Origin of the sequence: Corynebacterium sp. 045007, assembly GCF_040743205.1 — a bacterium.
GTDB lineage: Bacteria > Actinomycetota > Actinomycetes > Mycobacteriales > Mycobacteriaceae > Corynebacterium > Corynebacterium jeikeium_D.
On record NZ_JBFLKW010000032.1, the window covers coordinates 1 to 10843 of the forward strand.

Sequence of the window (10843 nt, forward strand, 5' to 3'; positions counted from 1 at the left end):
AATTAACCAGAAAGTCAAACCAACGACTCCCAGCGGCTAACCGCACGAAAACATTTCCCCCACATCAGCCAACCAAACACATAAACTGCCTGGCCGCGCTGACCTCCGAATACATTACACACACCCCACCAAAGACACAAAACCCCAGGTAAAATAGCGAAAACCACCACAAGCCCCACTGGAGAATCACTCCTAACGGTTCTATAGCATCCAGAACCGAAGACTTGCGATGGTTCTCCGCGCCGCGCGTTTAACTAGCACCGTGCGCTTAGCCGTTAGCCATTGACCAGAGGCCAACAATCACTAGCTAACCCGTTCAACCGATGCGCCAAGAGAATTGAGTGTCTCTACGAAGCCCGGGTAACCGCGATCAATGTGATAGACATCGTGCACCTCAGTGACGTCACCTTCTTCAGTGCACAGTCCAGCAAGCACTAGTCCCGCTCCGGCGCGAATGTCCGAAGACCACACAGGTGCCGAACTCAACGTTTCCTTTCCGCGAATCATCACGTGATGACCATCGATAGTCGCGTCAGTGCCGAGGCGAATCATCTCGTCGACAAACCGGAAGCGCGACTCAAAAACGTTCTCGGTAAGCACCGACGTCCCTTCGGACACCGCAGACAGAGCAATGGCCATGGGCTGCATGTCCGTCGGAAAGCCGGGGTAAGGCAGCGTTTGATAGTTCACACCCTGGGGACGCCCGTCCATACGCACGCGGAAGCCCTGCGGGTAGGTCTCGACCTGAGCGCCTGCGTTCTTTAGTTTTTCCAGAGGAAGGTGCAGGTACTTAGGGTTAATGCCAACGACCGTAATATCGCCGCCGGTCATCGCTGCAGCATAAGCCCAGGTCCCTGCGATAATTCGGTCGCCGACGACCTTGTGCTCAGTCGGGTGCAGCTTCTCGACGCCCTCAACCGTGATGGTGTTAGATCCCGCACCCGAAATCTTGGCGCCCATCTCCACGAGCATCTCGCACAGGTCGACAATTTCGGGCTCACGGGCGGCGTTATCCAGCACAGTCGTACCTTCCGCCAGTACAGCCGCGGTCAGAATATTCTCGGTCGCGCCGACGGACGGGAAGTCCAGCTTGATGTTCGCCCCCTTGAGTCGCCCCGCCTCAGCCACCACGCAACCGTGGTGAATATAGGTGCGTGCTCCCAATTTCTCCAGGCCAGCCTGATGCATGTCCAGCGGGCGGGAACCAATAGCGTCACCACCGGGCAGTGCGACAATCGCGTTACGGGTACGCGCCGTCAGCGGCCCGAGCACACAGACCGAAGCGCGGAACTGGCGCACGGCATCGAAATCGGCGTGATGCGAGAGTTCTTCGGGCACCGTGATTTCAATCCGGTCGCCCTCGCGCGTCACGGAGCAGCCGAGCCCTTCGAGGACCTTTTGCATCAATGGCACGTCGTCAATTTCAGGGCAGTTCGTCAGTACTGTCGTGCCCTCGGCGAGAAGCGCCGCACCCATCAGTTTCAGAACCGAGTTCTTCGCCCCGGAAATCTGAACCTGACCATTTAGCGTCGCTCCGCCTTTAACCAGAAATCGCTCATTTCCCACTCCCCCAGCCAACCACATTTCGCAATATCGCGCTTAGGCTTGAAGCTATGAGCGTTCATCTAACTCGCATTTACACTCGCACCGGCGACGACGGCACCACTGGATTATCCGATTTCAGCCGCGTTCCCAAGGATGATTCTCGCCTTATCGCCTACGCCACGTGCGAGGAGGCCAACGCCGCACTCGGCCAGGCGCTCAGTTTCGGCACGCTTGACGACGAAATCTCGGCTGTCATTCGCTACGTGCAGAATGACCTATTTGATGCCGGAGCCGACCTGGCAACACCTATTGAAGAAAACCCGAAGTACCCGCCGTTGCGTATCGAGCCGGATTACATCGAGCGACTCGAGCACTGGTGCGACCAATTCAATGAACAACTGCCGAAACTGGATTCCTTCATCCTCCCGGGAGGCACACCAGCCGCAGCACTGCTACACACAGCTCGGGTGATTACTCGCCGAGCCGAGCGTGCAGCATGGGCTGCCTGCCGCGAATTTCCCGAAACCACCTCAGTCCTACCGGCGAAGTATCTCAATCGCTTGTCTGACCTGTTGTTTATTCTTTCGAGAGTGGCCAATGACGGAAACGACGTTAAGTGGATCCCCGGTGGTGAGCGCGAAGCCCAGCGGCAAGCAGGGGGTAAGTAGCGGGTCAAGTAGCAGAACTGACTACCCCAATACCCGCGGGTTTGGGCGCAAAGGAACCGTCGTCAAGCGGTTTACGGCAGTGCGCCGATGCGACGGGCCGCGTTGACGGCCTCGTAGCGAGTGTGGGCGCCCAGCTTGCGCATCACGGAGCGGAGGTAGGACTTAACCGTCTCGGCACCGATGCCCATTTCCTCTGCGGCCTCGACGTTGGTGTGACCGAGGGCGACACAGGCGAGAACATCGAGCTCACGAGCCGACAGCTTGGTGGTCTGCTTGACGCGAACCGGGGTGACCATCTGATCGCAGAGCACCTCGAGCTCCTGGCGCAGCTTCTCATCATCCACACGGTTAGCGAGCATGCGCAGCTTGGAGTGCGTGGAGCGAACCTGCTCCCACTCAGCGCCATTCATGATGCGGCCGCCCTTACCGTTGCCCGAACGATCCATGTTGCGGCAGGCATCGACGACAGCGAGGTCCTGCTCCAGGCAACGGGCGGTCATTGTGACCTCTTCAAGAACCTTGTCCCCCAGGCGCACCGAGGAGTGCACGCCACCGTAGAGCACGCCACGGACAAGACGCGAAACGATCACCGGCACGGCGACCAGCGAGTGCAGGCCTTCGTCACGAATCTTGTCGTCATACTCATGGGTAATAACCTTGGCGCGCAGGTAGTCACTGACACCCACCGGGCGGCGCGTGGCCAACACGCGACCACCGACACCCGCACCCGATTCCACAGTCAGATTCTGCAGGGCCGGAGTACGCAGGCCAACCCAGTTGTTGATCTGCATCTTAGAGTTATCGGTGACTTCCGCATACATTGTGACCGGAATACCAGTCGCATTCTTTAGGGCGACCAAGGACGACTTAATAACCTCATTGTCGTCCAGAATGCGGTGGGGATCCATCTCGCGTCCTCCTGCGTAACGGGCAAATTGCTTCACTGGCACCCACAGAGGCACCATCAGCCTGTGACTTCGCGCCGACTTACACTCCTACGAAATGGCCAACTACCGCTCAGCGGCCACTGACCCTTTCGGGGGCTGTAAACCGTACAAAGTAGATAGTACCCTCCGAACGGGTACACCTGCATTAAGGCATCCGTCACACAATCTTAGGAAACAACTAGGTTTCTCTACAAGTACGTAAAGAAAATACCAGGATAAATCCTGTCATTAGCCCCGCCTCGGCCGAATAAATACAAGGCAGGGGGTAGCTATTTTTCCGCTAACAAACTGCGTGAATGTTGATAACAGAGGGTAATGAACGGCGTTTTACCCCCAATGCGGACATTTTCGAAAAAGACCTTCGCTTATTTTGCATCGTGCGCTATTGTCATACATGCAACAGGTTTTGTTGAGTTCCACTTTCAATGCTACGTCCTCCACGTGGTTGTCCGAAGGTGGTGCACAGCAAACGCAAGAGGGAATCCGGTGCAATTCCGGAACTGTCCCGCAGCGGTAATCTGGAACAAAATTCGCCAACGGCACTGAGGTTATTTCAACCTTGGGAAGCGGCGAAAAGTAGGAAAATTGATAATAAGGATCTGCACGTAAGCATTGAAGCTTGCGGCAGTCGTCATCCCCTTATTGTCGGTCACGCCAGAAAGTCCGAATACCTGCCTGATGCGCCGAGGGCACTGCAAAGTGCCACGGCCACGGAGATCGCCCGCGGACAGGTGTGACGTGAAATGGAAGCGAAGAAATGCGACAGCTTCGCCTATATTTCTAGGCCTATTTTCATAGGCATTACGCCCTGCCCGCGGGCGCTTTTCTCATTTTTATCGTGGTTTAGCTGCACATATCGATGAGCTATTCACCAACCAAACCGCTCGCCTAAACATCCTCTGGATGGCACACATCTCGCCCAATCGCCTTGGAGACCACGGGCGCCCAGGGCAAAGCCAATCGAGCATGTTCGACCAACCGTCGATCGGCCAAAATTTCCTCTTTGGAGCCAACTCGCAGTTTGCCGTCGGCAAGCACTGCTGCCCTATCGGCGAAATTCCACGCGAAGTCGATGTCGTGCGTGGCGACGACGACGGCAGTGCTCTGATCGCGCAATTGATTGAGCGTGTGTGCAAGCTTTCGGGTCGCCTGCGGATCGAGGCCGGCGGAGGGCTCGTCGAGAAGCAGCACACGCGGATGCATCGCCAGCGCACCAGCGAGAGCGACGCGCTTGCGCTGACCATAGGAAAGCTGGTGCGGAACGCGTTCGGCGAGATCGGTGATCTCGGCGGTACCTAGAGCCTGCCGGACGCGCCGTTCGACTTCCTCGTTCTTAAGCCCCAGGTTGACGGGACCGAACGAGACGTCTGCAAACACGCTAGCCGCGAAGATTTGCTCATCCGGATCCTGCGTGACCATCTGCACTGAGCGACGGACCGCATTGCGGCCGTGCCGGGAGTACGTGTAGACGGTGCCGTCAAGGCGGACCTCACCACTATTGGGCTTAGACGCTCCCGCGAGCATACGCAACAGCGTGGACTTGCCAGAACCGTTTGCGCCCAACAGCGCTAGGCGCTCGCCGCCCGAAATTGCCAAATCCACGCCTTTCAGGACGTGGGTTTCGTCGTAAGCGTATGTAACTGCAGCCGCTTCGACAATGACACCGTTGGCACCATGTACGTGATCAGCGCGATTTTTCCTGCTGCTCGACATCCCTATACACCCCATTTCAGCAGCGCCCAGGCCGCAATCAACGACAAAAGTAATGCACTGGATATCACGATGAACTTCGGCTGCCTGGGCCGCGAAATCACCAGTACTTTCATTGCGCTCGGATCGGCGCGCAGCTCGATTCCCTCTTGCATCTTGCGCGCGCGGGTAAAGGCAATGACAAAGAGGCTGGCGGACTGTGCCGCTACATCTCGGATCATCGCCCGGCGCGTGGAGTGTCCCAAGCGTCGTGCTTGCGCTTCCGTCATCGAGTGTGCGGAGTGAATCAGCACGCCGGTCATCCGGTAAATCACCTCGGCGAGGTACGTCAAGTATCGCGGCAAGCCGTGCTTGTCGAGCCAGGCAATGAGCTCCGAAATCGGAGTGGTCAGCGCAAAGACCATCGTGCAGCTGATACCCGCAAACGAACGCATCACAACCTGCGCCATTCGCTGCGGGCCATCCGGCGACCACGCGAGACCGTCGGGAGTAAGCGCTACCAAAAGCGGAAACGCGCCGACGAGCACAAAAGCCGCCGGTGCCAGCACCATTGCCACATACAGCTTGCGGGGCACTCGGGCTATGTACGCAATAGACCAAGCAATGACCGCAATGACAGGCGCAAAGGGAATTGGCGGTAGCGCAACCGCCAGAATCAGCAGCCCACCGAGCAGCAGAATCTTTTCACCCACGTTGCGGCGTGCCCAAGCGCTGCGCGCCGCTGCAGCTTCTAGCGCATTCACTGCTCTTTCTCGCGCTTGTCCGAACGCGCAGCAGCCTTCCCTCGGTAGAAGCCAATAACGTAGAACAGGACGCCAGCACCGATAACGGCCTGGAGCGCGAACAGACCCGACTCGACCTCACCCGGCAGCTCGCCGACGAGTGGCTCGAACCACGGCTCGTAGTTCGGGTCGATTTCCTGAATTGTCTCCGTAGCGGTGGCATCAGTGCCGGCGAACGGCTCCTCGGCGTCGTCGTCCCCGTAGTTGAAGAACAGCGGGAACATGGCAATTACGACTACCAGGACAATGAGACCAACGCTGACCCACACGGAGTTCTTCTTCGGCTGGCTAGCTGCCTGTGCGTCGACAATCTGCGCGTTGTTTTTTGCATTCATAATCGTGCTCTCTTTCGCTTCTTTTCGCTTGACGACGGCTACTGCTTCTGGCCAGATACGGATGCAGCTGCCGCATTCTGCGAAGTGACAGATCCTGCAACAGCGTCAGCCGTGGCTTCTGCAGCTTTCGCCTCCAGCGCCGGTGCTGGCGCATCACCGAAGCGGGACAGGAAGCCGAGATCGAGGAGCTCAGAATGTGCCACGGCCAGCAGGGTGCGCATGAGAATGACGGTGACCAGAGCCTCGATGATCGCCAGCGGAATCTGCGTGATAGCGAACAGGCCGAGGAATGTAGCCAGAGCGCCGCCGACACCGCCCGGGTTTGCCGGGTGTGCAAGAGCGAGCTGCACGGAGGTCACAACATAGGTGGAGAGGTCAGCGAAGAACGCTGCCATAAACACACCTGGTAGCAGGCCTCCGCCGAGCTTTCGGGTCAATACGTAGAAGGCGTAGCCGACCCACGGGCCGACGATTGCCATGGAGAAGATGTTCGCACCGAGCGTCGTAATGCCGCCGTGAGCGAGCAAGATTGCTTGGAAGAGCAACACGATGGAGCCAAGCAGCGCCATCACCGGAGGTTTGAAGATTACAGCACCAAAACCTGTACCCGTCGGGTGCGAAGTGGAACCCGTCACGGATGGAATCTTGATTGCGGAGAGCACGAAGGTAAACGCGCCGGCAGCACCGAGCAGCATGCCGCTACCGGGATGTTCTTTCATAGTGCGCTTGACTTGAATTGCGCCGTGAATGACAAAGGGAGCGGCAGCTACGCCCCACCCAATGCAATGAGTAACTGGGAGAAATCCCTCAGCAATATGCATGATGTAAATCATCTTTCTACGGCGCTATTCACCTCGACAGCACCGCTCGACCGCCAATCCGCGGACGCGAATTGGATGATTTACAGTCGGTCTCCTGGCTGATGGGCTGAGGAAAGCTTCACACTTCTATTAATGCTTCGCCTCCTTCCCCAAAGGTTTGAGTCCCCCTGAGTGGCTTCGACGAAGCACCGCAATCGCTGAGTCCATTGTCTGCGTTTTCCGGTTATCGCATATAACCGCTGTGCAGATAAGGGCCGCAATCGCGCCCAATCACAGTGGCGAGGGCCGCTGCCTATTTACAAGGCATTCCCGTGCACTGTAAATCACGTCTCAGAATAGTGGATTCTAAGAAACTTTAATGCTCTTTACCCTCACAATGGAGGTAAGGACGAGCAAGGCAATGAGATAGCGTTAACGCGGCAAGAGCAGGAGCATTGCGACAATAGCGGTGCGACTGCGACGACGCCGGCCGCGGCGACTATGACGGTGGCGACACCGGAACTGACAGCTTCCACTTCCCTACGCAAGCCATGAAATAGACGAACTGGTCTGTACTAATTGCAGGATCAGGCGTACACTACGGCTACACGCGAAAACTCATTAGGAAGTCCTCTGTGATTTCCGGAATGGATAAGATTAATGACTATTTATAACGATGTCACTGAACTGATCGGCAACACCCCGCTGGTTAAGCTCAACCGTGTTACCGAGGGCCTGCCGGGCAACGTGATTGCCAAGCTGGAGTTTTACAACCCTGCCAACTCGGTCAAGGACCGCATCGGCAACGCAATTATCGATGCCGCCGAGCGCTCTGGCGAGCTCAAGCCGGGCGGAACCATCGTCGAGGGCACCTCAGGCAACACCGGTATCGCGCTGGCAATGGTCGGCGCAGCCCGCGGTTACAAAGTCATTCTCACTATGCCGGACACCATGAGCCAGGAGCGCCGCGTCGTTCTGCGCGCATTCGGCGCTGAGCTTGTACTCACCCCGGGCGCGGATGGCATGCGCGGTGCTGTCGATAAGGCCAACGAAATCGTGGCTAACACCGACAATGCAATCCTGGCTTCCCAGTTCGCCAACCCGGCCAACCCGGCTATCCACGAGGCAACCACTGGTGAAGAAATCTGGGAAGCTACCGACGGCAAGGTTGATTACTTCGTGGCTGGTGTCGGCACCGGCGGCACCATTACCGGTGCTGGTCGCACGCTGAAGAAGCACAACTCGGACATCCAACTGGTTGCCGTTGAGCCGAAGGCCTCCCCGCTGCTGACCGAGGGCACCGCCGGCCCGCACAAGATTCAGGGTCTGGGCGCAAACTTCGTCCCAGAGGTTCTCGATCAGGAGCTTCTCGACGAGATCATTGCGGTTACCAACGAGGACGCTATTGAGGTCTCCCGCAAGGTCGCTGCAGCCGAGGGCATCCTCGGCGGCATTTCCGCCGGTGCAAACATCAAGGCTGCTCTCGAGATTGCAGCCCGCCCGGAGTCCGAGGGCAAGAACATCGTCGTGATTGTTCCTGACTTCGGCGAGCGCTACGTCTCCTCCATCCTGTACGAGGATCTGCGCGACTAAAGCCGAGCACTATAAGCACCCGTAACCTTCTCTGCAGAGCCCGCTAGCTGGCACTTTCCGTCGGCAAGCGGGTTTTTGCATTGCCCACACCTCCGACCAGATAGAATTGACGCCCATGAGTGACTTTTTCCGAATCCTCAAAGAGGATCTGGACAATGCCCGCGCGCATGACCCAGCTGCGCGCAGTGATGTAGAAAATGCCATTGTCTACTCCGGCCTACACGCAATCTGGATTCACCGATTCTCGCACCGCCTTTGGAAACGAGGCGGGATTTTCAAGGGCATTGCACGAGTACTCGCACAGTTTTCCCGTTGGCTGACTGGTATTGAGATTCACCCGGGCGCTCAAATTGGCCGAAGGTTCTTCATCGACCACGGTATGGGCATCGTCATTGGCGAAACCGCAGAAATCGGTGACGGCTGCATGCTCTACCACGGCGTGACGCTTGGCGGCCGCTCACTGGAGAAGGTAAAACGCCACCCCACCCTGGAGGACAACGTCACCGTCGGAGCAGGTGCGAAAGTCCTTGGCCCCATCACAATTGGTGCAGGCTCATCAATCGGCGCCAACTCCGTGGTCACCCACAGCTGCCCACCCGATTCCATCGTGATAGGAATTCCGGGCCGCGTACGCCCTGCCAAGCCCGAAGAGCACAAGCCGTTGTGCGATCCGGCGGTGTACGTCCAGGGTGACGGAGACTTCATCTAGCCCCGCCCTAAAACTAGCTCTACATACAAAAGCCGGCCGGCTTCTTTGTGCGTTCTTCGCCCTTCAGCGACTAGCCAGCCAGTAGATCCTGGTATTCCGGGTTTTTCTCCACGAAGTTGGCAACAGCGGAGCAGCTGGTGCGAATCTTTCGGTTGTTCTTCCGAACATCATCCAGCGCGCCTGCGATAAGCGGCTTGGACAGGCCTTGTCCACGGAATTTGCCATCTACAACCGTGTGGTCAAAGTCCAGGGCGCCTTCCACCGGGGTGTAAGCGGCAAAGCCGGCCTCTTCTCCCTCTACGGTGAGAACGTAGCGCTGACCGGCCTCATCATGCGAAATAGTGTGTGCCATTTTCGGAATCACTTCCCTCTCATGGTTGTGAAGCGTCGTCATTGCAAACGACTCTTAGGATGTAACCCAGATAACAGCTCTCGCTTCGGATTAATTCCGAATTCTGGTTAATTCTGCACTAGCGGGGGTTCGCCCGGGTGCTCGTCGGCACGCCCGACAGCGACACGGCACGGGACATCGCCCTTCGCGACCTTAGTCGCAGCCTCCCCCTCTGCCCACCCTGGGCTGACGGCCTCAGCGAGCGGGCCTGCCAGGTCCGCCATTTCGCAGTGAGACAGCCCCGGAGCCACCACACTGATGCGGTAACGCTTCCGATCCCCCGGATCCATGCCCGGGTTGGCCTCCGCCCACAAATCAGCGAGAGAGGAAGTGCGCCCCACATCGGGCATGACATCCTCGTAGACGTTGACTTCCTGATCCGGAATCAGTTCCGCGAGCACCCCACGAACCTTCTCAGCAGCCGATTGACTGCCCTCAGCATCCGTGTAGACGAAGATGCGCACGACCCACGGCAGCGTCTTATCGTCGGACAGCGTTCCTGCTGAGGCGAATTCCTTACTCATGCACAACATCCTATCCGCTAGGGTGTGTACGCGGTTTAATTTCCCCCACTTTAAGGTTTTCGCACGGCTCGATGCACTGTGCTTTACGACGATCCCCGCGACAAACACCTGGTAAAACAAAGAATCCCCAGCCCGTTTTCGGACTGGGGATTAATTGTGGCCAGAAGCGGGATCGAACCGCTGACCTTCCACTTTTCAGGCGGACGCTCTACCGACTGAGCTATCTGGCCAGACTTGAAATTAATCAAGTGGCGACCCTGACGGGACTTGAACCCGCGACCTCCGCCGTGACAGGGCGGCGCGCTAACCAACTGCGCCACAGGGCCTTAAATGCCGTGCTCAACTTTCTGGATTACCAGCGCTGTGCACGAGTTGTTACTCTACAGAACAGCGCTGAACATAAGCAAATCGCCAGTTCATGGCAGATATTTTAAGTTGAAAACTGACATCCAGCCCCGGGTCTCGGGGCAACCTAGACTGTGGCAAAAGCTCTCCCCACCAAACCCGGGTAAAGCCCCCCCTCTCCCCCAGTGTCACTGATGCGAGTTACTGACTACGTTTATGGCTGGCGGCGTTGGGGCGATGCGAGTTACTGACTACGTTTATGACAAAAATGGCTCGAAAAATGGCCTGAAAGTGTCATAAACTCATACAGTTTCACATTTGCAGCCCGTAGTTTTTGGCTTCTCACCAGTCACCATCTTGAGAGTCAGACACACTTTTTGTCCATTACCCACGCCGACGCGGGTTAAGTAAAGAAAAGTGTGTCCGCATGCCACCATAACCCCAGACCACACACCACAAACCACCAAAGAATAGCTCCCCGAAAGCTATTACCC

11 protein-coding genes, 2 tRNA genes and 2 riboswitches are annotated in these 10843 nt (G+C 57.3%); of the genes, 3 read left to right on the top strand and 10 right to left on the bottom strand.

Translation table 11 applies throughout. The features are described 5' to 3' along the window. Positions 1-303: 303 nt before the first annotated feature. Complete coding sequence (gene murA, locus AB1Z34_RS10900) at positions 304-1566, bottom strand: UDP-N-acetylglucosamine 1-carboxyvinyltransferase (protein WP_224433880.1); 1263 nt, start codon at positions 1564-1566, stop codon at positions 304-306. A gap of 47 nt (positions 1567-1613) precedes the next feature. Between murA and AB1Z34_RS10905 the strand changes: the two genes are divergently transcribed. Next, positions 1614-2213 carry a cob(I)yrinic acid a,c-diamide adenosyltransferase gene (locus tag AB1Z34_RS10905; RefSeq protein ID WP_049173053.1) on the top strand — a complete coding sequence of 200 codons (600 nt, stop codon included), beginning with the start codon at positions 1614-1616 and terminating at the stop codon, positions 2211-2213. 71 nt (positions 2214-2284) lie between these two features. Here the strand turns inward: AB1Z34_RS10905 and ramA are convergent, their stop codons facing one another. The 5 genes from ramA to AB1Z34_RS10930 all read right to left on the bottom strand — a co-directional run bounded on the left by ramA (position 2285) and on the right by AB1Z34_RS10930 (position 6808). Continuing rightward, the gene (gene ramA, locus AB1Z34_RS10910) at positions 2285-3121 is read right to left on the bottom strand and encodes an acetate metabolism transcriptional regulator RamA (protein ID WP_005511953.1); all 837 of its coding nucleotides are present in this window, start codon (positions 3119-3121) and stop codon (positions 2285-2287) included. Between the two features lie 475 nt (positions 3122-3596). Then, positions 3597-3854, top strand: a riboswitch (cobalamin riboswitch). 194 nt (positions 3855-4048) lie between these two features. Then, complete coding sequence (locus AB1Z34_RS10915; RefSeq protein WP_070603977.1) at positions 4049-4873, bottom strand: energy-coupling factor ABC transporter ATP-binding protein; 825 nt, start codon at positions 4871-4873, stop codon at positions 4049-4051. Between the two features lie 2 nt (positions 4874-4875). Beyond that, entirely contained in the window at positions 4876-5613 is a 738-nt protein-coding gene (gene cbiQ, locus AB1Z34_RS10920) for a cobalt ECF transporter T component CbiQ (RefSeq protein ID WP_070549912.1), read from the bottom strand. After that, the gene (locus AB1Z34_RS10925; protein ID WP_049173058.1) at positions 5610-5987 is read right to left on the bottom strand and encodes an energy-coupling factor ABC transporter substrate-binding protein; all 378 of its coding nucleotides are present in this window, start codon (positions 5985-5987) and stop codon (positions 5610-5612) included. The genes cbiQ and AB1Z34_RS10925 overlap by 4 nt, the downstream gene beginning before the upstream one ends. Before the next feature lie 38 nt (positions 5988-6025). Then, positions 6026-6808 (bottom strand): energy-coupling factor ABC transporter permease, encoded by a 783-nt coding sequence (locus AB1Z34_RS10930; RefSeq protein WP_049190264.1) that lies wholly within the window; start codon positions 6806-6808, stop codon positions 6026-6028. Between the two features lie 66 nt (positions 6809-6874). Then, a riboswitch (cobalamin riboswitch) is annotated at positions 6875-7144 on the bottom strand. Positions 7145-7447: 303 nt separating this feature from the next. Between AB1Z34_RS10930 and cysK the strand changes: the two genes are divergently transcribed. Both cysK and epsC read left to right on the top strand, forming a co-directional pair. Beyond that, positions 7448-8380: a cysteine synthase A gene (gene cysK, locus AB1Z34_RS10935; protein WP_070601725.1), complete on the top strand. Its 933-nt coding sequence runs from the start codon at positions 7448-7450 to the stop codon at positions 8378-8380. Between the two features lie 115 nt (positions 8381-8495). Then, complete coding sequence (gene epsC / locus AB1Z34_RS10940) at positions 8496-9089, top strand: serine O-acetyltransferase EpsC (protein WP_005511963.1); 594 nt, start codon at positions 8496-8498, stop codon at positions 9087-9089. A gap of 70 nt (positions 9090-9159) precedes the next feature. Here the strand turns inward: epsC and AB1Z34_RS10945 are convergent, their stop codons facing one another. The 4 genes from AB1Z34_RS10945 to AB1Z34_RS10960 form a co-directional block, all read right to left on the bottom strand. After that, positions 9160-9441, bottom strand: coding sequence for a GNAT family N-acetyltransferase (locus AB1Z34_RS10945; protein WP_048733762.1), 282 nt, complete (start codon positions 9439-9441; stop codon positions 9160-9162). A gap of 107 nt (positions 9442-9548) precedes the next feature. Next, positions 9549-10004 (bottom strand): hypothetical protein, encoded by a 456-nt coding sequence (locus tag AB1Z34_RS10950; RefSeq protein WP_048733759.1) that lies wholly within the window; start codon positions 10002-10004, stop codon positions 9549-9551. Between the two features lie 157 nt (positions 10005-10161). After that, positions 10162-10234, bottom strand: a tRNA-Phe gene (locus AB1Z34_RS10955). Positions 10235-10253: 19 nt separating this feature from the next. Then, positions 10254-10330 (bottom strand) — tRNA-Asp (locus AB1Z34_RS10960). Positions 10331-10843 lie beyond the last annotated feature (513 nt).